The sequence below is a fragment of the Acidocella aquatica genome, assembly GCF_030160635.1.
Classification (GTDB): Bacteria; Pseudomonadota; Alphaproteobacteria; order Acetobacterales; family Acetobacteraceae; genus Acidocella; species Acidocella aquatica.
This window is the reverse complement of sequence record NZ_BSOS01000088.1, coordinates 21,855-42,777: the sequence shown is the minus strand read 5'-3', so window position 1 is coordinate 42,777 and position 20,923 is coordinate 21,855. Positions and strand designations below refer to the sequence as shown.

Genomic DNA, 20,923 nt, shown 5'->3' with positions numbered 1-20,923 from the left:
GCCCTAGCCCCCCGCCCGCTGCGCGAGCCGGAACGCATCCGCCGGATAAGTGCCCAAAATCTTTATCTCGGTCGAGAAAAACGTCAGCTCCTCAAACGCCAGGCGCAGTTTCTCCTGCGCCGGGTGTCCCTCCACCTCCGCCAGAAACTGCGTCGCGGTAAAAGTCCCGTTCACCATGTAGCTCTCCAGCTTGGTCATGTTCACGCCGTTCGTCGCAAACCCGCCCAGCGCCTTGAACAGCGCCGCGGGAACATTGCGCACGTTAAACACAAACGTCGTCATCAAATTGGGCGTATCCGGCGCAAAAACAACCGGCTCCTTCGCCATCACATAAAACCGCGTCGTATTGTGGGATTCATCCTCCACATTGCGCCGCAAAATCTGCAACCCGTGCAGCTCCCCCGCCAGCGAGGAGGCAATCGCCGCATCCTCCATGCTGTTCTTCGCGGCAACAATCTCCGCCGCCCCGGCGGTGTCATACTCCACCACCGGGGTCGCCCCCAGCTCGCGGATCAACCGCCTTACCTGCCCCAGCGCCACCGGGTGCGAATGTATCCGCTTGATGCTCGCAATGCTCGCCCCCGGCGGCGCCAACAGGCAGTGCTCGATGCGCAAAAACTTCTCACCGATGATCGAGAGCCCGCTCTCCGGCAGCAGCGCATGCATATCCGCCACCCGCCCGGCCAGCGAATTCTCCGGCGGCAACATCGCCAGCTCCGCCCGCCCCTCGTGCACCGCCTCAATCGCCGCCTCAAACGTCTCGCAGGGCAGGGTTGTCATCTCCGGGTAGGAGAGCCGGCATATAAGGTCCGAATAGGCGCCAAACTGGCCCTGAAAAGCGATGCTGCTCATGAATAATGCCCCAAATTCCTGCGTGCCAGTTCCAAATCCGCCTGCGTATCCACCCCAAAAGGCGCCGCCGGCACCCGCGCCACGCCAATGCGCATCCCCGCCTCCAGCGCGCGCAACTGCTCCAGTTTTTCGCGCAACTCCAGCGGCGAGGGCGCCAGGGCCACAAACCGCGCCAGCGCCGCCCGGCGGTAGGCATAAATCCCGATATGGTGCCACAGCGCCCCCGCGCCCGAGGGCACGCGGTTGCGCGAAAAATACAGCGCCGGCGCCACCTCCTGCCCCTCGCCAAACGCACAGGCGCATTTCACCACCGAATGCGCCTTCGCCTCCTCCTCCGAGGTGACCGGCGCCACCAGCGTCGCGATATCGTAGGCCGGGTCCGCCAGGGGGCGCAGCACCGCATGCAGATATTCCGGCGAAATACTCGGCAGATCCCCCTGCAGATTGATAATCACATCATGCACCCCGCCGGGGTCGAGCAGGTTCAGCGCATCAAAAATCCGGTCCGAGCCCGATGGATGCCCGGGGTCGGTCAACACCGCCACCCCGCCTGCCGCCTCCACCGCGCGCGCGATCACCGCCTCCCCGCAGGCCACCGCCACCGGCCCCAAACCGGCCGCGCGCGCCCGCTCCAACACATGCACAATCATCGGCAGCCCGGCGATATCGGCCAAAACCTTGTCGGGCAGACGGGTGGAGCCCATGCGGGCGGGGATGAGGATGATCGGTGTCACGTTATCACTGTCTCGCTGATGCTTGTCGTGCCTGCCTAAATCGCTATAGGGGTAAGCGCAATTGCGGCAAATAACGAGAGGGTCAGGTTTAGGCATGAGCGGTAAAGGCAAGGACAGTCTGCTGGGCAACAAAATCGCAGCCGGTCTGCTGACCGCCGGGCTGATTTTCTGGGGTGCCAACCGCATCGCCAGCATCGTGGTGCCCGACGAGGCGCCAAAAACCCCGGCGATCAAAATCACCGGCCTGCAAACCGCCGCAGCCCCCGTGGCCGCGGCAGCGGCCGGGCTGGAGTCGATCATCCCGCTCATCGCCACTGGCGATGTCGCCAAGGGTGCCGCCTTCGTGCAGCAGCAATGCGCGGCCTGCCACACCCTCACCCCCGGCGGCGCCGCGGGTGTCGGCCCCAATCTTTATGGCTTCATGGGCACGCCGATGTTCTCCGGCAGCTTCGCCTATTCCGATGCCGTGAAGGACAAAGCCAAGGGCAACTGGAATTATGACAACATAAACGCCTGGCTCGCCGCGCCGATGAGCTTCGCCCCCGGCACTGGCATGTCCTACGCCGGCATCAAAAACGTGCAGACCCGGGCCGATGTCGTGGCCTATCTGCGCACCCTGGCCGCCACCCCCGTGCCGCTGCCGGCCGCCGATGAAATCAAAGCCGCCACCGCGGCCGCCGCTCCGGCGACCCCGGCCGCTGCCGGCGCCCCGGCCGCGGAAACAGAGCCCAGCATCGACACGCTCTTCGCAACGGCTGACATCGCCAAGGGCAAAGCCCTGGTGATGCAGCAATGCGCCGCCTGCCACACCCTGGCCAAGGGCGGCGCCGCGGGCGTCGGCCCCAATCTGTATGGCATCATCGGCGCCAAGGCGTTCTCCGCCCCCGGCTTCAGCTATTCCGCCGCAGTCAAGAGCAAGGCCGGCGCCGCCTGGACCGATGACACCCTGAGCGCCTGGTTGGAGAACCCCATGGGTTACGCGCCCGGAACCATGATGGCCTATCCCGGCATCAAAAACGCGCAGGCCCGCGCGAACGTGATCGCCTATCTCAACAGCAACTCTGACACCCCCGAGAAGCTGCCGTGAACCTTGCGGCCCTGCTCGCCACCGCGGAGGCGGCGCTTGACGCCGCCGGGGCCGCCATCCGCCCCTATTTCCGCACCGGCGTTCTCTCGGACGATAAATCCGATGAAAGCCCGGTCACGGTGGCCGACAAGCTGGCCGAAGAGACCCTGCGCACCATCCTGCGCGAAAAATTCCCCGATTTCGGTATTCTGGGCGAGGAACTCGCCGACCACAACGCAGACGCCAAATACGTCTGGGTGATCGACCCGATCGACGGCACCCGCGCCTTCATCACCGGCCGCCTCACCTTCTGCACGCTATTGGGTCTCTTGGAGGATGGCGTCCCCATCCTGGGCTTCATCGACCAGCCCATCACCAACGAGCGCTGGCGCGGCGGGCGCGATGTTCCCGCGCGCTTCACCGGCCCCCTCGGCGGCACCATCGGTCCGCGCCCCATCACCACCCTGGCCGAGGCCGAACTCTCCTCCACCGCGCCCGAGATGTTCCCCACCGATGCCGCCGCCGCCCGCTTCAAACGCCTGCAATCGGCCTCGCGGCGCATCTACTGGGGGGGCGATGCCTACGCCTACGGCCTGCTCGCCCTCGGCCAGATCGACATCGTCGCCGAATTCGGCCTGAAACCATGGGATTGGGTGGCCCTCGCCCCGGTCATCGAAGCCGCCGGCGGCACCATCACCGGCTGGTCCGGCGAAAAACTCCGCATGGGCTGCGACGGCACCGTGCTGGCCGCCGCCAACCCCGCCCTTCACGCGGCGGCGCTAAAGGCTCTCGGCTAAACCAATATTGATCGTAAAACATAAGGTAGAGCGTGATTGACGTGAGGCAATCACGTAGTCCGCCGCCGTCCATTCATTCCTTTTTCGTACCAAACCCGCACAAATTGGGGTGCAAGTAAAAAATTAAGCATTACTAACAATATGTTATAGTAAATCCCTCACAAAAGCTTCACGTGAAGCACCCGGCCCTTGATCCCGCCACCGCTCTCACCTAACTGATCGGTCCACAAATCCCCCCTACCCAGAGGATCGCATGACCGAAACCGTCACCGCAGAAACCTATGATTTTGGCACCGAGGTCGGCCGCCTGCTCGACCTCGTGGTCCACTCCCTCTACTCCGACCGCGAAATTTTCCTGCGCGAGCTGGTCGCCAACGCCGCTGACGCCACCGACAAACGCCGCTTCCTCGCCCTCTCCGATGGCGCGTTGGCCTTGCCTGAAAACCCCGCCATCAAAATCTCCACCGATAAACTAACCCAGACCATCACCATCTCCGACCACGGCACCGGCATGAGCAAGGAGGAGCTGGCGGACCACCTGGGCACCATCGCCCGCTCCGGCACCGCCGCCTTCACCTCCTCCCTGGCCGCAAAAAGCCCGGAGGAGCGCCCCAGCCTGATCGGCCAGTTCGGCGTCGGCTTCTACTCCGCCTTCATGGTGGCCGATGAGGTCGAGGTCATCTCGCGCAAGGCCGGGCACCAGGAGGCCTGGGCCTGGCTCTCCAACGGCAAGGGGAAATACACAATCAAACCCGCCGCGCGCGACGAATCGGGCACCACCATCATCCTGCACATCAAGCCGGAGGCGGAGGAGTTCCTCGAGCCGCTGCGCATCAAAACCATCATCCGCAAATGGGCCGACCATATCGCCCTGCCCATCGAGCTTGAGGAAGACGGCAAGTTCGCCTCCGTCACCGAGGGCAACGCCCTCTGGCGCCGCAACAAATCCGAAATCTCCAAGGAGGATTACACCGCCTTCTACCGCCACACCGGCCACGCGTGGGACGAACCCTGGGCCACCATCCACTGGCGCGCCGAGGGCACTCTGGAATTCTCGGCCCTGCTCTTCATCCCCTCCAGCAAACCCTTCATGCCGGTGGAGGAAACCCGCGAATCCAAGGTCCGCCTGCATGTGAAGCGCATGTTCATCACCGATGAAGCCAGGCTCCTGCCCAATTGGCTCTCCTTCGTCACCGGCGTGGTCGACACTGAAGATCTCCCCCTCAACGTCAGCCGCGAAATCCTGCAGGCCACCCCCGTGCTGGATAAAATCCGCAAGGCGCTGGTCAACCGTGTCCTCTCCGAGCTGAAATCCCAGGCCAAGGATTCCGAAACCTTCAAAACCTTCCAGGATAATTTCGGCGCCGTGCTGAAGGAGGGGCTCTACGACGACACCGGCCACGCCGCCGATATCGCGGGCCTGCTGCGCTTCGCCTCCACCAAGGAGGACGCCACCACGCTCGATGACTACATCGCCCGCATGCCCGAGGGCCAGAGCGACATCTACTACCTCGCGGGCGACGCCACCAACCTCAAAACCTCGCCCCAGCTCGAAGGCTTCGCCGAAAAAGGCTACGAGGTGCTGCTCCTCGCCGACCCGATTGACGCCTTCTGGCCAACACGGATGGAGAGCTACAAGGACAAAAAACTAAAAAGCGCCTCCCAGGCCGCCAGCCTCTTCGCGCCGGCGGAAAGCAGTGCGGACATCACCGCGCTCTGCGAAAACCTGGCCAAGGCGCTGGAAGGCAAGGTCTCGGGCGTCACCGCCTCAACCCGGCTGAAGGACAGCCCGGCGATGCTGGTGGCCAGCGAGGCCGGGCCGGATCTGGCCATGCAGCGCATGCTGCGCCGCGCCGGGCGCCCCGTGTTCGGCCTGCCGCCCGCGCTGGAGATCAACCCCGGCCACAAGCTCATCCAGGCCCTGGCAACCCGCGCGGAGCTGGAAAGCGAGGCCAATCTGCTGCTGGACCTCGCCAAACTCCAGGAAGGCGACCTCCCCGAAGACCCCGCCGCCTTCGTGCGCCACATCGCCAACGCCATCGCCGGGGCGTAGCCGCATAAAAAAGCCGGGGAATAATTTTCCCCGGCTTTTTTGTCACCCTGACAGACCGCCAGACTCATTCCCCCGGGCTAATTACCGAGGTTGATCTGGCTCTTGTTGGTGGCGGCCCCCGTCACGGCGCCCGCGGCACCGCCGATGAGCGCCCCCGTACCGGCGCCCATGCCGGTCACCGCGCCAATAATCGCCCCGCCGCCCGCACCGATCGCGCCGCCCGAAAGCGCGCGCTGCCCCGTCGTGTCGCCACAGCCGGCAAGCGCCGTCAATGAACCGGCTAACATCAAGCCAACCGTCAATTTACGCAACATGGCAAATCTCCACTGTAATTATTCAGTTTGATATGGTCCGCCGCCGCGGAAATTCAAGACAGAACGAAATAACAACGACCATTCCGGGCTGTCTTTCCCGCGGCTCAGTTCCCGACGATCGGCTTGCCAAGGTTGAGGTCGCGCGGGCTGATGGCGGCACCCGCGACAGCCCCCACGCCACCGCCGATGGCAGCACCCGCCCCCGGGCCGATGCCCGTCACCGCGCCCAGAATAGCGCCCGTACCCGCGCCGATGGCACCGCCCGAGAGTGCGCGCGGCCCAGGGCTATACCCGCAACCAGCAAGGGCGAGGGTGGCCAGCAGCAGCACGGGCAGAACACGCGGACTTAAATTCATCATATAAAACCTTTCGCAGTTTAAAGAGCCTTATATGACCCCAGGCATGGGGAGTGCCACAGCGCTTGGCTGACCGGGCAATTAAAGTCCCGCAACAATGCATCCTATCTGGCGCGGGCCTTGCCGCCCGTCACCCCTGGCTGTAATCCCTGCCTCGGATTTCTGCTTTGCCTCTGGAGCGGCCAGACGCAAAACAGCTTAAGAAAGGTTTTTGATGTTCTCTAAACTTCTCGGCCTCATGTCGGCCGACATGGCAATCGATCTCGGCACGGCGAACACCCTGGTCTACGTCAAGGGCCGCGGCATCGTGCTGGCGGAACCCTCCGTGGTGGCCATCGCCGATGTAAAGGGCCGCAAACATGTGCTGGCCGTCGGCGAGGAAGCCAAAATGATGCTCGGCCGCACGCCGGGCAACATCTCCGCCATCCGCCCCCTGCGCGACGGCGTGATCGCCGATTTCGAGGTCGCGGAGGAGATGATCAAGCACTTCATCCGCAAGGTGCACAACCGCCGCGGCTTCTCCTCGCCCATCATCATCATCTGCGTCCCCTCCGGCTCCACCGCCGTGGAGCGCCGCGCCATCCAGGAAGCCGCTGAATCAGCCGGGGCGCGCAAGGTCTTCCTCATCGAGGAACCCATGGCCGCCGCCATCGGCGCCAATTTGCCCGTCACCGAACCCTCCGGCTCCATGGTTGTCGATATCGGCGGCGGCACCACCGAAGTCGCCGTCATCTCGCTGGGCGGCATCGTGTATGCCCGCTCCGTGCGCGTCGGCGGCGACAAAATGGATGAAGCCATCATCTCCTACATCCGCCGCGCCTTTAACCTGCTGATCGGCGAAAGCTCGGCCGAACGCATCAAGATGGACATCGGCGCCGCCTGGATGGACAGCGCCGACGACGGCCCCTCACGCTTCGTCAAGGGCCGCGACCTGATCAACGGCGTGCCGCGCGAGGTTACCGTCACCCAGCGCCAGATCGCCGAAAGCCTGGCCGAACCGGTGGGCCAGATCGTCGAGGCCGTGAAGGTCGCGCTGGAAAACACCCCGCCGGAACTCGCGGCCGATATCGTCGACAAGGGCATCATGCTCACCGGCGGCGGCGCCCTGCTGCACCGGCTCGACGAGGTGCTGCGCGTCTCCACCGGCCTGCCCGTGATGGTGGCGGAGAACCCGCTGCAATGCGTCGCCCTGGGCACCGGGCGCGCGCTGGAGGAGATCAAGCGCCTGCGCACCGTCCTGTCCTCGATGTATTAAACCTCCCGGGGCCGGGGTTCATCCCCGGCCGGCCCGGCCTATGGCGCGGTGGCGGGATGGGCGGCGGCGTAGCTGAGCTGCTCAGGCGTCATCTCAAACCCAACCAGAATCTGCGTCTGCGCGCTATCGGGCGTGTTGGGCAGCTCAACCGCGAGCGGCTTGCTGGTGGCTTGCGCGATGCTGGCATTGCCGTTGAATTTCAGGACGATGCTGTAATAATTTTCCTGCACGATGGTATCGCCCTGGGTGATGGCGACGAAATACGGCAGGGTGATCGGCGCGCCCTGGTTGGCGGGACCGTTGCTGGCGCTGAATCCAGCCTGGAATTTCACTTCCAGCAGATTTTTTTTCACCTTCAGCAGACACGACCCCGCGACCCCGGTGATCCGCGCCGTGGTGACCTGCGCCCCCACATCGGAACGGCCCGGCAGGAAGGTGGTTAAATTCTGCGTCTGGGCGAGCACCGCCACCTGCGGGCAATATTGCTGCGCAACCGGCTTGGGCGCCGGCGGCGCGGCCGGGGTGGAGGATGCGGGCGTTGAGGCGCAACCGGCGAGGGCGGCCAGCATAGCAAGCGAAAGCAGGGGGGTGGTGAACTGTTTCATGGTGCCTCCCTTGCCAGATTTTTTTGTAAAGGTCATCTACACGCCATGGCGGTTTATACAGAAGTTACGGACGAGGCCCTGGCCGAATTCCTCACGCATTACAACATCGGCTCGATGGTCGCCTTCCGCGGCATCGCCGAGGGGGTGGAGAACAGCAACTACGCGCTGAAAACCACGCAGGGGGATTTTATTCTCACCTTGTACGAAAAACGCGTCGACCCCGCTGATCTCCCCTGGTTTCTGGGCCTGATGGAGCATCTGGCCGCGCATGGCCTCTCCTGCCCGCTCCCGGTGCGCGCGCGCGACGGCAAAAACCTCAACCCGCTGGCCGGCAAGATCGCCGCCATCACCACCTTCCTGCCCGGCGTGTGGCCGCGCCGGGTGCTGGTGGAACATTGCGAACCGCTGGGCGCGGCACTGGCCAAACTGCACCTGACAGGCGCCGGATTCGCCCCCACCCGCGCCAATGCCCTGGCGCCGGACGCCTGGGCCGAACTGCTCGCAAAATCCGCCCCGCGCGCGGATAGCGTGCAGCCGGGGCTGGGCGGCGAACTGGCGCAGATGCTGCACGGTATCGTCGCCAACTGGCCGCGAAACTTGCCCACCGGGCACATCCACGCCGATTTATTTCCCGATAATGTCTTTTTCCTCGACGGCGAAATCTCCGGGCTGATCGATTTCTACTTCGCCTGCACCGATATCTACGCCTACGACATCGCCATCTGCCTCAACGCCTGGTGCTTCGAGAAGGATTTCAGCTTCAACGTCACCAAATCGCGCGCGCTGCTGCGCGGCTACATGGCCCACCGCGCGCTCAGCGAAGCTGAAACCGCCGCCCTGCCCGTGCTCGCCCAGGGTGCCGCCATGCGCTTCCTGCTCACCCGGCTCTACGACTGGCTGAACACACCCCCAGGCGCCATGGTCACCCCCAAAGACCCGTTGGACTACTACCGTCGCCTGCGCTTCCACAACGCCGCCCAAGGGCCCGCCGCCTATGGCCTCTGATACCCCCGCCACCACCGAAAACGCGGTCGAAATCTGGACCGACGGCGGCTGCCGCCCCAACCCAGGCCCCGGCGGCTGGGCCGCCATCCTCAAATTCAAAGGCACCACGCGCGAACTCTCCGGCGGCGAAATGGATACCACCAATAACCGCATGGAACTCACCGCCGCCGCCCAAGCCCTCGCCGTCCTTACCCGCCCCTGCCGCGTCATCCTCAATACCGACAGCCAATACCTCAAGGACGGCATCACCCGCTGGCATACCGGCTGGGTCCGCAAAAACTGGCGCACCGCGGGCGGCGACCCGGTGAAAAACATGGACCTCTGGAAACTCATCCTGGAAGCCGCCAAACCACACGAAATCACCTGGAAATGGGTAAAAGGCCACTCCGGCAACCCAATGAACGACCGCGCCGACGAACTCGCAACCGCCGCCCGCGAACGCGTCGAAGCCCAGGGAGTTGGCGGCTGAACTCGGGAAGCAGGCAAAGCCCCTTGGCCTTGCTCACTGAAAACATTCCCCGCTCCGGTGTTTGATCGCTTTAAATGCGATCAGGCTCTGGCCGTTTTTCTGAGGGCGATTCACGCTTTCGGCTCGCTCGGTTGAGCGAACCTCAAACGATCGCACTCTAAACCGTCATGCCGGCGCGGGGGTCGAAATCTGGTTGTTCCCAGGTTTTCAGGAAGTCTTCCAGCGCCGCGTCTGCGGGGCCGATTGTGACGCGCAGTTTCACCAGCAGGTCGCCGGCGTGGTGGTGGCTGTGGGCGGGCACGCCGCGGCCGCGCAGGCGCATTTCGGTGCCGGTGTCGCTATGGGGTTTTATGCTCAGCGCCACGGGGCCGGCGGGGGTGGGCAGGGTGATTTTGCCGCCGAGCACAGCCTCACGCAGGGAGATTGGCAGGTCCATGCGGATGTTCTGCCCCTCGCGGCGGAAGAATTTATGCGGGGCGACGGTGATTTCAATCAGTGCGTCGCCGGCGGGGCCGCCGTTGCGGCCGGGTTGGCCGCGCCCGCGCAGGCGCAGCACGTCGCCGTCGGTGGTGCCGTGGGGGATTTTCACGTCCAGGGTCTGGCCGTCGGGCAAAGTGAGGCGCTTGGTGGTGCCGTTCACGGCTTCGAGGAAGTCGGCGGTGAGGGCGTAGCGGGCATCCTGGCCGCGCGCCGGGCCTGCGGGGCGGCCGCGCTGCTCGAACATGCTGGCGAAGATGTCTTCGAAATTGCCGCCGCCGAAGCCGCCCGCGCCAGCGCCGCCGGGGCCTTGGCGGAAGCCTTGCGGGGCGCGTTCGGCGCCGCTGGCGTCGATTTCGCCACGGTCGTAGCGGGCGCGTTTTTCGGAGTCGGAGAGCAGCTCATTGGCCGCCGAGGCGCTTTTGAACGCCTCTTCGGCCGCCTTGTTGCCGGGGTTGAGGTCCGGGTGGTGTTTTTTCGCGAGCTTGCGGTAGGCCGCGCGGATTTGTTCCGGTGTGGCGTCTTTCGCCACGCCGAGGATTTTATAAGGATCGTCTGCCATGCGTATCATTTAGGGGCATTGCGCGGATTATAACAGGGTGCGGGCGCGCAGAGACGGATGACATTAGATGGAATCGCTGCGCGATTCCATCTAATGTCTGAATCCGTCTCTAAATTATAAAGATAGAGGGCGATTCACGCTTTCGGCTCGCTCGGTTGAGCGAACCTCAAACGATCACACTCTAATGCCTCAGCGTGCTGGAGAGGAACTGGCGGAAGCGCGGGGATTGCGGGTTGGTGAACATCTCCGCGGGTTTGCCTTCCTCCTCGGTGAGGCCCTGGTGCAGGAACATCACGCGGCTGGCGACCTCGCGGGCGAAGCCCATCTCATGGGTGACCACCAGCATGGTGCGGCCTTCCTTGGCCAGGTCGCGCATCACTTTGAGCACCTCGCCGACCAGTTCGGGGTCGAGCGCGGAGGTTGGCTCGTCGAACAGCAGCACATCGGGTTCCATCGCCAGGGCGCGGGCGATGGCGACGCGCTGCTGCTGGCCGCCGGAGAGCTGCGCCGGGTAGGCGTGGTGTTTGGCGGCGAGGCCGACCTTCTCCAGCATGGCCTCGGCGCGGGCGGTGGCGGTTTTTTTGTCCAGTTTCAGCACATGCAGCGGCGCTTCGATGACGTTTTGCAGCACGGTCATATGGGCCCAGAGGTTGAATTGCTGAAACACCATGGCGAGGCGCGAGCGCAGGCGCTCGACCTGTTTGGGGCTGGCGGCGTTGCGGGCGTTGCGGCCCTCGCGCATCTCTATCAGCTCGCCCTTGATGCGCACGCTGCCCTGGTCGGGCATTTCCAGCAGGTTGATGCAACGCAAAAACGTGCTTTTGCCGGAGCCGGAGGCGCCGAGAATCGCGATCACATCCTGGTCATGGGCGGTGAGGGAGATGCCTTTCAACACCTCCAGGGCGCCGAATCGCTTGTGGATGTTTTCGACGATGAGGGCGGGGGGCGGCTGAATCGGCTCTGACATACTCAAAATCCCCATATTTTCATGAAGCTTCAGAAAACCTTATTTAGGTTCAGAAAACAGCTTTGCAAAACCCGTGCCCTGCGTCACTATGTAATCGTCCTTATTCGGACGCAGGAGAGTGTGGGGGGCCTTTGGGTTGTTTCCTCGCCGCCGAAGGCGCAACCGGCCCCCGGAAACGCTCAGGCAGAAAGGGCTGCGTCTGTAAGCGGGGCACTCTGGAAAGCCGGCGGGCTCTTCTCCGCCGCACCGACGGGGTCAAGGGTTGAGGGTTTTGCCCTTGCCCGAATCTCTCAGGTTCACAAACAGAGGGGGGTCAGTTCGCGCGGCACTTGGCTGGGCACTGATTGGTTCTGGGGGTATTGTGATAAAAACACCATTGGACGGAATGCACCGCCGCCTCGGCGCGCGCATGGTAGAGTTCGCAGGCTATGAGATGCCGTTGCAATATACGGGCATCATCGCCGAGCATCAGGCGTGCCGGGAAGGTGCCGCGCTGTTTGATGTTTCGCATATGGGCCAGGCGCATGTTGTGGATGCCAGGGCGTTCGAGGCGCTGGTGCCGGGCGATATTCTGGGCCTGCAACCGGGGCGCCAGCGCTATACGCTGCTGCTTAATGAGGCGGGCGGCATTATTGATGACCTGATGGTGGCCAATTTCGGCACGCATCTGCAACTGGTGCTCAACGCCGGGCGCAAGCATGTGGATCTGGCGCATATCCAGGCGCATGGCGTGGCGATCACCCCGCATTTCGAGCGGGCGCTGGTGGCGCTGCAGGGGCCGAAGGCGGTGGCGATGCTGCCCGAGGCGGCGGCGCTGAGGTTCATGGATGCGGCGAAGCTCGATGTTGCGGGGATCGCCTGTGTTGTCACCCGCTCGGGCTATACCGGGGAGGATGGTTTCGAGATCGGCTGCGCGGCGGAGGATGCGCAGGCGCTGGCCGGTTTGTTGCTGGAGCGCGGCGCCACCCCCGCCGGGCTGGGCGCACGCGATTCGCTGCGGCTGGAGGCCGGGCTTTGTTTGTATGGCAATGACATCGGCGAGGGGCGCAACCCGGTCGAGGCGAACCTGACCTGGGCGATTGCCAAGCGCCGCAAGACCGGTTGGGACTTCCTCGGCGCCGCGCCGGTGCGCGCGGCGCTGGAGGCCGGGCCGGCGGAGAAGCTCGTTGGCATTAAGGTGAGCGGGCGCGCCCCGGCCCGCGCGGGGGCGGAGATACGCAATGCGCAGGGTGAGCGCGTGGGCGCGGTCACCTCCGGCTGCTTCGCGCCGAGCCTGAATGCACCCATCGCGCTGGGCTATGTCCGCGCCGATTGCGCCGCCGAGGGCACCGCGCTTGACCTTATCGTCCGCGACAAGCCAATTCCCGGTGTTGTCGCGCCGCTTCCTTTTGTTCCCCATCATTACGCCCGCTGAAAGGTATTTTTCATGACCCAGATTTTTTATTCCAAAGACCACGAGTGGGTGCAGATCGGCGAGGATGGCCTTGCCACCATTGGCATCACTGACCATGCGCAGGAGGCGCTGGGCGATATCGTGTTCGTTGAGCTGCCCGAGCCGGGGCGCAATATTGTGGCGCATGAGGCCTGCGCCGTGGTGGAGAGCGTGAAGGCCGCCTCGGATGTTTATGCGCCGCTGACCGGCACCGTGACCGAGAACAACCAGGCCATCGTTGAGGAACCGGCGCTGGTCAACACCGCGGCCGAGACCACGGCCTGGTTTTTCCGCATGCGCCTGGAAGACCCCACCTCGGTGAACGCGCTGATGAGCAAGGCCGCCTACGACGAATTTTTGGGGAGCCTGTAATGTCCGCATTGGAGGAGCTGGCGGCGCTTGAGGCGGGGGATGGGTTTGTTGCGCGCCATATCGGCCCGGATGACGCGCAGGTGGCGGCGATGCTTGCCACCACCGGGGCGCTCAGCCTCGATGAGCTGATGGCGCAGACGATCCCCTCGAGCATCCGCACCAACGCGCCGCTGGCGCTGCCCCAGGCCAGCGATGAAGCCGCCGTGCTGGCCGATTTACGCGCGCTGGCGGCGCGCAATGTGATGAAGAAATCGCTGATCGGCCAGGGGTATCACGGCACGCTCACCCCGCCGGTGATCTTGCGCAATGTGCTGGAGAATCCGGGCTGGTACACCGCCTATACGCCGTATCAGGCGGAGATTTCGCAAGGCCGGCTGGAGGCGATTCTCAATTACCAGACCATGATCTGCGAGCTGACGGGCATGGGCATCGCCAATGCCTCGCTGCTGGATGAGGCCACCGCCGCCGCCGAGGCGGTTTCGATGGCGCACGGGCTGAACAAGAGCAAGTCGGACACCATCGCGATTGCCGCCGATGTGCATCCGCAGACCCGCGCGGTGATCGCGACCCGCGCCTGGCCGCTGGGTTTCGTGCTGGTGGATTTCGCGGCAGGGGATGTGGCGGCGATCGCGGCGGCGAAGCCGTTTGCCGTGGTGTTGAATTATCCGGGCAGCAGCGGCGAGGTGCGCGACCTTGCGGGCGAAATCGCCGCCGCGCATGAGGCGGGCGCGCTGGCCGTGGTCTGCGCTGACCTGCTGGCGCTCACATGGCTCACCCCGCCCGGCGAGATGGGCGCGGATGTGGTGGTGGGCTCGGCGCAGCGCTTTGGTGTGCCGATGGGCTTTGGCGGCCCGCATGCCGGGTATTTCGCCACCTCCGACGCCTATAAGCGGCATATGCCGGGGCGGCTGGTCGGGGTTTCGGTGGATGCCGCCGGGCGTCCGGCGATGCGCCTGGCGTTGCAGACGCGCGAGCAGCATATCCGCCGCGAGAAGGCGACCTCCAACATCTGCACAGCCCAGGTGTTGCTGGCGGTGATGGCCGGGTTCTATGCCGTGTGGCACGGGCCGGAGGGCTTGCGGCGCATTGCGCGGCGGGTGAATTTGCAGGCGCGGCTGCTGGCCGATGTGGCGGTGAAGGCCGGGTTCACGCTGCGCCATGCGGTGTTTTTTGATACGCTGGCGCTGGAGGCCGGGGCGCGCGCCGATGCGCTGATGCAGGGCGCGCTGGCGGCCGGGTTCAACCTGCGCCGGTTGGATGCCACGGGCGTTGGCATTGCGCTGGATGAAACCGTGACCCGCGCCGAGCTGGAGACGCTGGCCAGTTTGCTGGGCGGCGTGCTGGGCGAGGCGGCGGCGGCGGTTCCGGCGGGGCTGCTGCGGCGGAGCAAATTTTGCACCGGGGCGGTGTTCTCGGCGCATCATTCCGAAACCGCGATGATGCGGTATTTGAAGAAGCTGGAGGACAAGGATGTCGCGCTGAACCGCTCGATGATCCCGCTTGGCTCCTGCACCATGAAGCTGAACGCCAGCGCCGAGATGCAGGCCATCACCTGGCCGGAGTTCGCCAATATCCACCCGTTCGCGCCGGTGGAGCAGACTACGGGGTTCACGGCGCTGATCGGCGAGCTGGGGGAGTTTCTCAAGGCTGTCACCGGTTTCGCGGGCATTTCGCTGCAACCCAACTCCGGGGCGCAGGGCGAGTTCGCGGGGCTGCTGGCGATCCGCGCCTGGCATGAGGCGCGCGGCCAGGGGGGGCGTAAAATCTGCCTCATCCCCGCCTCGGCGCACGGCACCAACCCGGCCTCCGCCGCGATGGCGGGGTATCAGGTGGTGGTGGTCGGCTGCGACCGCGACGGCAATGTGGACATTGCCGACCTGAACGCGAAAATCGCCCAGCACCGGGAGGCGCTGGCGGCGCTGATGATTACCTACCCGAGCACGCATGGGGTGTATGAGCCGGGCATCCGCGATATCTGCCAGGCCGTGCATGCGGCCGGAGGGCAGGTTTATATGGATGGCGCGAACATGAACGCGCAGGTGGGGCTGACCTCACCGGCTTCCATCGGCGCGGATGTTTGCCACCTCAACCTGCACAAGACCTTCTGTATCCCCCATGGCGGCGGCGGGCCGGGGGTGGGGCCGATCGGCGTGGCGGCGCATCTGGTGCCGCATCTGCCCAACCACCCGCTGCGCGCCGATGCCGGCCCGGCCACGGGCTATGGGCCGGTTTCCGCCGCACCCTATGGCTCGGCGCTGATCCTGCCGATCCCCTATGCCTATATCCGCCTGATGGGGCCGGAGGGGATCACGCGGGCGACCAAGATCGCCATCCTCAACGCCAACTACATCGCCGCGCGGCTGGAGCCGCATTACCCGATTTTGTATCGCGGCGCGCAGAACCGGGTGGCGCATGAGTGCATCATCGACTGCCGGGGCTTTGGCGCCACATCGGGCGTGCAGGTGGAGGATATCGCCAAGCGGCTGGCCGATTATGGCTTCCATGCGCCCACCATGTCATGGCCGGTGGCGGGGACGCTGATGATCGAGCCGACCGAGAGCGAGGACAAGGGCGAGCTGGATCGTTTCTGCGAGGCGATGATCGCCATCGCGGGGGAGATTGCCAGCATTGCATCAGGCGCGTGGCCGCAGGCCGACAACCCGCTGAAGAACGCGCCGCACACGGCGGAGGAGGTAACGGGGGCGCAATGGAGCCACCCCTATAGCCGCGCGCAGGCGGCGCATCCGCTGCCATTTGTGGCCGCCGCCAAGTACTGGCCGCCGGTGAAACGGGTGGACAACGTTTATGGCGACCGGAACCTCGTTTGCTCCTGCGCCCCGCTGGAGGCTTACGCAGCGGCGGCGGAATAAAATATCATAATTTTTTACGCAAAAACCTCTTGCGCCCGGGGGGGTATGGCCTCATAAGCCCCCCCTCTTGGCCCAGGGGGGCGCGGCGTGGTGCTGCGTTCTACAGGCTGTCTACTAGTTGAGGGGGTTCGAAATGAACGCACTTGCCCGACTGGGGATGGTCTCGGAATCTCCGAGCGAAAACCAGACGTCCACGGTCTCCTTGGAGCCGGCTAAAGACTATTTCGTGGAACGCGACGGCATTAAATATGCCGGAATGCACCTGTTGATCGACCTTTGGGGCGCGTCGAATCTCGACAGCCCGGAGCTGATCGACAAAACCCTGTGCGCCGGGGCGATTGAAGCCGGCGCCACCATCCTGCACCACCATTTTCACCACTTCACCCCCAACGGTGGCGTGAGCGGCGTGGTTGTGCTGGCGGAGAGCCATATCTCCATCCACACCTGGCCGGAACGCAATTTCGCGGCGCTGGATGTGTTCATGTGCGGCGTTTGCGACCCGTACAAGGTGATCCCGTTCCTGCGCGAGGCTTTCAAGCCGACGCATGTGCAGGTTAACGAACAGAAACGCGGCCTGATCGCGTAAATGGGTGGGCGAGGGGCTGCGCCCCTCGTGACCCGCGTGAGGTTTTGAACCCCGGGGGGCGCAAGCTCCCCGATTTTTCTGCTGACCGATGCGATGAGGAATATTGCCAAATGACCGATACCTGGTTGAATGAGACCCTTTACCCGGACTGGGGCCAGCGCTTCAGGTTCGTGCGCCAGCTGGCGCGCGTGAAGAGCGCGTTTCAGGACATTGCCGTGTTCGAGACTGATAGCCATGGCCGCGTGCTGACGCTCGATGGCGTGGTGCAGATCACCGAGCGCGATGAGTTCGTGTATCAGGAGATGCTGACGCATGTGCCGCTGCTGGCGCACGGCAACGCCAAGAACGTGCTGATCATCGGCGCGGGTGATGGCGGCGTGCTGAAGCATGTGCTGATGCACAAGGGCGTTGAGCGCGCTGTGATGGCCGAGATTGACGGCGAGGTGATCCGCCTCTCCAAGGAATTTTTGCCCAGTATTGGCGGGGATGCCTGGAATGATCCGCGCGCCGAGGTGATCGTGGGTGATGGGATCGACTATGTGCGCCGCGCGCCCGATGCCTCGTTCGATGTGATCATTGTGGATTCGACCGACCCGATCGGCGTGGGCGAGGTGCTGTTCACCGATGAGTTCTACCAGAACGCGGCGCGGATTTTGAGCGCGAGCGGGTTGATCGTGAACCAGTGCGGCGTGCCGTTCATGCAGGCGGACGAGCTGCGCGAGACCTCCGCCCGCCGGGCGCAGTTTTTCCCGCATGTGACCGCGTATGTCGCCGCGGTGCCGACCTATGTGGGCGGCTATATGACATTGGGCTGGGCGGGCAAGGATGCGTCGCTGACGCAGCTTTCACCCGAGGTGATTGCCAAGCGTGCCGAGGCCGCGGGCATTGCGGGCAAGAGCGAGTATTGGACGCCGCATGTGCATGTGGCGGCGTTCTGGCTGCCGCCGTATATCGCGCGTCACCTGCCGGCCTGAGTTAAAAAATCGGCAAAGCAGCCCAGCATGTAGTTGATATGTGCTGGGCCGAGCGCCGGATATACGCCGATCCAGAAGGTTGAGGTCATGACCAGGTCGGCGTTCGGCGTGGCGCCCGCAATCCGGAAGTTCTGGCCCTGCATGTAGGGCTGGTGAATCAGATTGCCGCCGAAGAGATAGCGCGTGGCGATGCGCGCGGCGTGTAGATGCGCCACCAGGGCATCACGCGTGAAGGGTGCGCCGGGGCGCACGGTGAGCGGGAAGCCGAACCACGATGGCTGCGCGTTCGCGGTGGCCTCGGGCAGGATGAGGAATTCCTCGAATTTTTTCAGCCCCGCGTATAAAGTGGCGAAGTTTGCGCGCCGGTCAGCGATGAAGCCATCCAGCCGCTCGAGCTGTTTGACCCCGACGGCCGCCTGCATGTCGGTCATTTTCAGGTTATAGCCGAGGTGGCTGTAGATGTATTTATGGTCGTAGCCCTCCGGCAGGCCGCCGAGTTGCCAGCCGAAACGTTTTTTGCAGGTGTTGTCATTGCCCGGCGGGCACCAGCAGTCACGCCCCCAGTCGCGCAGGGATTCCAGAATCCGCTTATGGGTGCTGGATTTGGTGAAAACCGCGCCGCCCTCGCCGGTGGTGATGTGGTGCGCCGGATAGAAGCTGAGCGTGCCGATTTCGCCGAAGCTGCCCACGGCCTCGCCATTATAGCGCGCGCCCAGCGCGTCGCAGCAGTCTTCCACCACGCGCAGGCCGTGTTTTTGCGCCAGCGCCATTACGGCGCCGAGGTCAAACGGGTTGCCCAGCGTGTGCGCGAGCACGATGGCGCGGGTGCGCGGGGTGACCGCGGCTTCCATCGCCGTGATGTCAATATTGTATGTGGGTAGCGAGACGTCAACGAACACCGGCACCAGCCCGTTTTGTAGAATGGGGTTTACAGTGGTGGGGAAGCCGGTGGCGCAGGTGATGACTTCATCGCCGGGCTTTAAGGCGTCACGCCCCAGCGAGGGGCTGGTTAGCGCGGTGACGGCGAGCAGATTGGCCGAGGAGCCGGAGTTGACGGTGAGGGCGTAGCGGCTCTCCAGCACGGTTGCCAGCCTGGCCTCGAATTCATCGTTGAAGCGCCCGGTGGTGAGCCAGAATTCCAAAGCGGAATCCACGAGATTCACCATTTCCGGGGCGCCGTATACCTTGCCGGACACCGGCACGGGCGAGCGTGCGGGGTTAAACGGCGGGGCGCCGTGCGCAAGCTGGGCATAGCGCGCGGTTAGCCGCAGGATTTCGTTGCGCAAGTCTTCCGCTTCACTGCTCATGCTTTTTCATACGCCCTGATCTGGGATTTCGTGAACGCGGTCATGCCGCCGCCGTCGCGGTAATGCCGGTACCATGCCACCGTGGCGCCGAGCGCCTGGGGCAGCTCCCAGCCGGGGCGCCAGCCGAGTTCGCGCCGGGCTTTACCCGAGTCCAGCCGCAGCACCGGGGCCTCGTGCGGGGCGGCCTGGGGCGGCTCGATGCGGTACGCCGCGCCGCCCCCCCATAGGCGGCAGATTTCGGCCGCGAGTGTCTCCACCGGGACCTCGCTTGCGGGGGCAGGGCCGAAATTCCAGCTCGCGCGGGCCGCTGGCGGGTTTTTCCACAAATGCTCCGCCGCGAGGAGATAGCCGCACAGCGGGTCCAGCACATGCTGCCAGGGGCGCACCGCCGCCGGGTTGCGAATCCGCAAGGCTTCGCCAGCAAAAATGCCGCGGAAGAAATCAGGCACCAGGCGGTCGGCCGCCCAGTCGCCGCCGCCGATGACATTGCCGCTGCGCACGGTGGCGATTTTTTGGCCCGCCGGCATGGGGAAGGATGCGGTGACAAGTTCGGCGCAGGCCTTGCTCGCGCTATAGGGGTCATGCCCGCCGAGGGGGCTGGCCTCGTCATGCCGGGCGGTGCGGCTTTCGGCATAGACCTTGTCGCTGGTGATGATGAGGATCACCTGGGCGGTTGGAATTTTCCGTGCCGCGTCCAGCAGGTTTGCCGTGCCCATGATGTTGGTGGCGAAGGTTTCCACCGGGGCGGCGTAGGAGACGCGCACCAGCGGTTGCGCCGCCAGGTGCAGCACGATCTCCGGCTGGAAGGAGGCCATCGCTGCATGCAGGGCCGCGGCGTCACGCACATCGCCCAGATGATGCGCGCAATGCGCGGCGACATCGCAGAGGCTGAAGAGATCCGGCGTGGTGTTGGGCGCCAGCGCGTAGCCGCCAACAATGGCGCCGAGTTGGTGCAGCCAGAGCGTGAGCCAGCCGCCCTTGAACCCGGTGTGCCCGGTGAGGAAAACCCGCTTGCCGGCCCAGAATGCCGGTTGCGGCCGTTTCAGCCCTGCCATGTCATCCAGGGCGCGGTGCCGGTTTCGCAGAAATGGTCGAGCAGCATGCGGTCGCGCAGCGTGTCCATCGGCTGCCAGAAGCCATGGTGGCGGTAGGCCATCAGCTCGCCCGCCGCCGCGAGTTTTTCCATCGGCTCCTTTTCCCAGAGCGTGGCGTCGCCCTCGATCAAATCCAGCGCCACCGGCGAGAGCACGAAAAATCCGCCGCTGATGAGGCCGGATTCCTCCACCGGCTTTTCCTCGAAACGGTCAACCAGATCGCCCGCCAGATGCAGCGCGCCGAAGCGCGCCAGCGGGCGCACGGCGGCCACGGTGGCGAGCTTGCCATGGTTTTTGTGGAATTGCAGCGCCGCGCCAATGTCGATATCGGCCACGGCGTCGCCATAGGTCATGCAGAACAGGGCGTCATCGCCAAGGTATTTGCGGATTTTGGCGAGCCTGCCGCCGGTTTGCGTCTCCAGCCCGGTTTCCACCAGAGTCACGCGCCAGTCCTCGGCCTCGCTGCGGTGGATGGTGATGCCTGAGCGCAGGTCGACCGTGATGTCGCTGGAGTGCAGATTGTAATTGTAGAAATATTCCTTGATCCGCGCGCCCTTGTAGCCGAGGCAGATGATGAAATCCTCGATGCCGTATTGGGCGTAGATTTTCATGATGTGCCAGAGGATGGGGCGGCCGCCGATCTCGACCATGGGCTTGGGTTTGGAGTCTGTCTCCTCCGATAGCCGCGAGCCGCGCCCGCCCGCCAGGATCACGGCCTTTACCCCCCGTAACGGCAAAGCCTCATGCGTCATGGCGCTGGTTCCATTTGGTTACAC

General features: G+C 64.5%; 21 protein-coding genes and 2 riboswitches. Of the genes, 11 read left to right on the top strand and 10 right to left on the bottom strand.

What is annotated here, in order from left to right; translation table 11 throughout:
• Nucleotides 1–3: 3 nt before the first annotated feature.
• Both QQJ84_RS15400 and QQJ84_RS15395 read right to left on the bottom strand, forming a co-directional pair.
• Complete coding sequence (locus QQJ84_RS15400; protein WP_284259197.1) at nt 4–852, bottom strand: prephenate dehydratase; 849 nt, start codon at nt 850–852, stop codon at nt 4–6.
• A complete protein-coding gene (locus QQJ84_RS15395; protein ID WP_284259196.1) occupies nt 849–1,586 on the bottom strand; it encodes a 3-deoxy-manno-octulosonate cytidylyltransferase in 738 nt (245 codons plus the stop codon). Before QQJ84_RS15395 ends, QQJ84_RS15400 begins: the two co-directional genes overlap by 4 nt.
• A 94-nt stretch (nt 1,587–1,680) precedes the next feature.
• Between QQJ84_RS15395 and QQJ84_RS15390 the strand changes: the two genes are divergently transcribed.
• The 3 genes from QQJ84_RS15390 to htpG all read left to right on the top strand — a co-directional run bounded on the left by QQJ84_RS15390 (nt 1,681) and on the right by htpG (nt 5,502).
• Nucleotides 1,681–2,673 (top strand): c-type cytochrome, encoded by a 993-nt coding sequence (locus QQJ84_RS15390; protein WP_284259195.1) that lies wholly within the window; start codon nt 1,681–1,683, stop codon nt 2,671–2,673.
• Nucleotides 2,670–3,449, top strand: a complete 780-nt coding sequence (locus QQJ84_RS15385) for an inositol monophosphatase family protein (protein WP_284259194.1) — start codon at nt 2,670–2,672, stop codon at nt 3,447–3,449. Before QQJ84_RS15390 ends, QQJ84_RS15385 begins: the two co-directional genes overlap by 4 nt.
• A gap of 253 nt (nt 3,450–3,702) precedes the next feature.
• Nucleotides 3,703–5,502, top strand: coding sequence for a molecular chaperone HtpG (gene htpG, locus QQJ84_RS15380; protein ID WP_284259193.1), 1,800 nt, complete (start codon nt 3,703–3,705; stop codon nt 5,500–5,502).
• 77 nt (nt 5,503–5,579) lie between these two features.
• On the opposite strand, the gene QQJ84_RS15375 is transcribed toward htpG, so the two are convergent.
• Both QQJ84_RS15375 and QQJ84_RS15370 read right to left on the bottom strand, forming a co-directional pair.
• Nucleotides 5,580–5,816, bottom strand: coding sequence for a YMGG-like glycine zipper-containing protein (locus QQJ84_RS15375; protein WP_284259192.1), 237 nt, complete (start codon nt 5,814–5,816; stop codon nt 5,580–5,582).
• 104 nt (nt 5,817–5,920) lie between these two features.
• Nucleotides 5,921–6,175 (bottom strand): YMGG-like glycine zipper-containing protein, encoded by a 255-nt coding sequence (locus tag QQJ84_RS15370; RefSeq protein ID WP_348522685.1) that lies wholly within the window; start codon nt 6,173–6,175, stop codon nt 5,921–5,923.
• A gap of 211 nt (nt 6,176–6,386) precedes the next feature.
• Here QQJ84_RS15370 and QQJ84_RS15365 point away from each other — a divergent pair, with 211 nt between their 5' ends.
• Complete coding sequence (locus tag QQJ84_RS15365) at nt 6,387–7,427, top strand: rod shape-determining protein (RefSeq protein WP_284259191.1); 1,041 nt, start codon at nt 6,387–6,389, stop codon at nt 7,425–7,427.
• A 38-nt stretch (nt 7,428–7,465) separates the two neighbouring features.
• On the opposite strand, the gene QQJ84_RS15360 is transcribed toward QQJ84_RS15365, so the two are convergent.
• Nucleotides 7,466–8,032 carry a hypothetical protein gene (locus QQJ84_RS15360; protein ID WP_284259190.1) on the bottom strand — a complete coding sequence of 189 codons (567 nt, stop codon included), beginning with the start codon at nt 8,030–8,032 and terminating at the stop codon, nt 7,466–7,468.
• 45 nt (nt 8,033–8,077) lie between these two features.
• Here QQJ84_RS15360 and QQJ84_RS15355 point away from each other — a divergent pair, with 45 nt between their 5' ends.
• Both QQJ84_RS15355 and rnhA read left to right on the top strand, forming a co-directional pair.
• Entirely contained in the window at nt 8,078–9,037 is a 960-nt protein-coding gene (locus QQJ84_RS15355) for a homoserine kinase (protein WP_284259189.1), read from the top strand.
• Nucleotides 9,027–9,506 (top strand): ribonuclease HI, encoded by a 480-nt coding sequence (rnhA, locus tag QQJ84_RS15350; protein ID WP_284259188.1) that lies wholly within the window; start codon nt 9,027–9,029, stop codon nt 9,504–9,506. Before QQJ84_RS15355 ends, rnhA begins: the two co-directional genes overlap by 11 nt.
• Before the next feature lie 157 nt (nt 9,507–9,663).
• On the opposite strand, the gene QQJ84_RS15345 is transcribed toward rnhA, so the two are convergent.
• Both QQJ84_RS15345 and QQJ84_RS15340 read right to left on the bottom strand, forming a co-directional pair.
• Complete coding sequence (locus QQJ84_RS15345) at nt 9,664–10,545, bottom strand: J domain-containing protein (protein ID WP_284259187.1); 882 nt, start codon at nt 10,543–10,545, stop codon at nt 9,664–9,666.
• 181 nt (nt 10,546–10,726) lie between these two features.
• Nucleotides 10,727–11,512 (bottom strand): ABC transporter ATP-binding protein, encoded by a 786-nt coding sequence (locus tag QQJ84_RS15340; RefSeq protein WP_284259186.1) that lies wholly within the window; start codon nt 11,510–11,512, stop codon nt 10,727–10,729.
• A gap of 101 nt (nt 11,513–11,613) precedes the next feature.
• A riboswitch (glycine riboswitch) is annotated at nt 11,614–11,718 on the top strand.
• A riboswitch (glycine riboswitch) is annotated at nt 11,719–11,828 on the top strand.
• A gap of 45 nt (nt 11,829–11,873) precedes the next feature.
• On the opposite strand from QQJ84_RS15340, the gene gcvT reads away from it, so the two are divergent.
• The 5 genes from gcvT (at nt 11,874) to speE (ending at nt 17,746) form a co-directional block, all read left to right on the top strand.
• Entirely contained in the window at nt 11,874–12,926 is a 1,053-nt protein-coding gene (gene gcvT, locus QQJ84_RS15335) for a glycine cleavage system aminomethyltransferase GcvT (protein ID WP_284259185.1), read from the top strand.
• Between the two features lie 12 nt (nt 12,927–12,938).
• On the top strand, nt 12,939–13,316 hold the full coding sequence (gcvH, locus tag QQJ84_RS15330; protein WP_284259184.1) for a glycine cleavage system protein GcvH: 378 nt from the start codon (nt 12,939–12,941) through the stop codon (nt 13,314–13,316).
• The gene (gcvP, locus tag QQJ84_RS15325; RefSeq protein WP_284259183.1) at nt 13,316–16,186 is read left to right on the top strand and encodes an aminomethyl-transferring glycine dehydrogenase; all 2,871 of its coding nucleotides are present in this window, start codon (nt 13,316–13,318) and stop codon (nt 16,184–16,186) included. The genes gcvH and gcvP overlap by 1 nt, the downstream gene beginning before the upstream one ends.
• A 133-nt stretch (nt 16,187–16,319) precedes the next feature.
• On the top strand, nt 16,320–16,772 hold the full coding sequence (speD, locus tag QQJ84_RS15320) for an adenosylmethionine decarboxylase (protein ID WP_284259182.1): 453 nt from the start codon (nt 16,320–16,322) through the stop codon (nt 16,770–16,772).
• A gap of 110 nt (nt 16,773–16,882) precedes the next feature.
• The gene (speE, locus tag QQJ84_RS15315) at nt 16,883–17,746 is read left to right on the top strand and encodes a polyamine aminopropyltransferase (protein ID WP_284259181.1); all 864 of its coding nucleotides are present in this window, start codon (nt 16,883–16,885) and stop codon (nt 17,744–17,746) included.
• On the opposite strand, the gene rfbH is transcribed toward speE, so the two are convergent.
• From rfbH to rfbF, 3 genes are read right to left on the bottom strand one after another with little or no spacing between them, the layout of a single operon-like run.
• A complete protein-coding gene (gene rfbH / locus QQJ84_RS15310; protein WP_284259180.1) occupies nt 17,731–19,053 on the bottom strand; it encodes a lipopolysaccharide biosynthesis protein RfbH in 1,323 nt (440 codons plus the stop codon). The two genes, speE and rfbH, sit on opposite strands and share 16 nt — an antisense overlap.
• On the bottom strand, nt 19,050–20,108 hold the full coding sequence (rfbG, locus tag QQJ84_RS15305; RefSeq protein WP_284259179.1) for a CDP-glucose 4,6-dehydratase: 1,059 nt from the start codon (nt 20,106–20,108) through the stop codon (nt 19,050–19,052). The genes rfbH and rfbG overlap by 4 nt, the downstream gene beginning before the upstream one ends.
• Nucleotides 20,096–20,899, bottom strand: a complete 804-nt coding sequence (gene rfbF / locus QQJ84_RS15300; RefSeq protein ID WP_284259178.1) for a glucose-1-phosphate cytidylyltransferase — start codon at nt 20,897–20,899, stop codon at nt 20,096–20,098. Before rfbF ends, rfbG begins: the two co-directional genes overlap by 13 nt.
• Nucleotides 20,900–20,923 lie beyond the last annotated feature (24 nt).

What these genes read in the sequence shown, in the direction of transcription:
- QQJ84_RS15370 (WP_348522685.1), bottom strand. Translation starts at nt 6,175, where the DNA reads ATGATGAATTTAAGTCCGCGTGTTCTGCCCGTGCTGCTGCTGGCCACC.
- speE (WP_284259181.1), top strand. Translation starts at nt 16,883, where the DNA reads ATGACCGATACCTGGTTGAATGAGACCCTTTACCCGGACTGGGGCCAG.
- QQJ84_RS15345 (WP_284259187.1), bottom strand. Translation starts at nt 10,545, where the DNA reads ATGGCAGACGATCCTTATAAAATCCTCGGCGTGGCGAAAGACGCCACA.
- gcvP (WP_284259183.1), top strand. Translation starts at nt 13,316, where the DNA reads ATGTCCGCATTGGAGGAGCTGGCGGCGCTTGAGGCGGGGGATGGGTTT.
- QQJ84_RS15365 (WP_284259191.1), top strand. Translation starts at nt 6,387, where the DNA reads ATGTTCTCTAAACTTCTCGGCCTCATGTCGGCCGACATGGCAATCGAT.
- QQJ84_RS15400 (WP_284259197.1), bottom strand. Translation starts at nt 852, where the DNA reads ATGAGCAGCATCGCTTTTCAGGGCCAGTTTGGCGCCTATTCGGACCTT.
- gcvH (WP_284259184.1), top strand. Translation starts at nt 12,939, where the DNA reads ATGACCCAGATTTTTTATTCCAAAGACCACGAGTGGGTGCAGATCGGC.
- rnhA (WP_284259188.1), top strand. Translation starts at nt 9,027, where the DNA reads ATGGCCTCTGATACCCCCGCCACCACCGAAAACGCGGTCGAAATCTGG.
- QQJ84_RS15375 (WP_284259192.1), bottom strand. Translation starts at nt 5,816, where the DNA reads ATGTTGCGTAAATTGACGGTTGGCTTGATGTTAGCCGGTTCATTGACG.
- QQJ84_RS15390 (WP_284259195.1), top strand. Translation starts at nt 1,681, where the DNA reads ATGAGCGGTAAAGGCAAGGACAGTCTGCTGGGCAACAAAATCGCAGCC.
- htpG (WP_284259193.1), top strand. Translation starts at nt 3,703, where the DNA reads ATGACCGAAACCGTCACCGCAGAAACCTATGATTTTGGCACCGAGGTC.
- rfbH (WP_284259180.1), bottom strand. Translation starts at nt 19,053, where the DNA reads ATGAGCAGTGAAGCGGAAGACTTGCGCAACGAAATCCTGCGGCTAACC.
- speD (WP_284259182.1), top strand. Translation starts at nt 16,320, where the DNA reads ATGAACGCACTTGCCCGACTGGGGATGGTCTCGGAATCTCCGAGCGAA.
- QQJ84_RS15355 (WP_284259189.1), top strand. Translation starts at nt 8,078, where the DNA reads ATGGCGGTTTATACAGAAGTTACGGACGAGGCCCTGGCCGAATTCCTC.
- QQJ84_RS15340 (WP_284259186.1), bottom strand. Translation starts at nt 11,512, where the DNA reads ATGTCAGAGCCGATTCAGCCGCCCCCCGCCCTCATCGTCGAAAACATC.
- rfbF (WP_284259178.1), bottom strand. Translation starts at nt 20,899, where the DNA reads ATGACGCATGAGGCTTTGCCGTTACGGGGGGTAAAGGCCGTGATCCTG.
- rfbG (WP_284259179.1), bottom strand. Translation starts at nt 20,108, where the DNA reads ATGGCAGGGCTGAAACGGCCGCAACCGGCATTCTGGGCCGGCAAGCGG.
- QQJ84_RS15360 (WP_284259190.1), bottom strand. Translation starts at nt 8,032, where the DNA reads ATGAAACAGTTCACCACCCCCCTGCTTTCGCTTGCTATGCTGGCCGCC.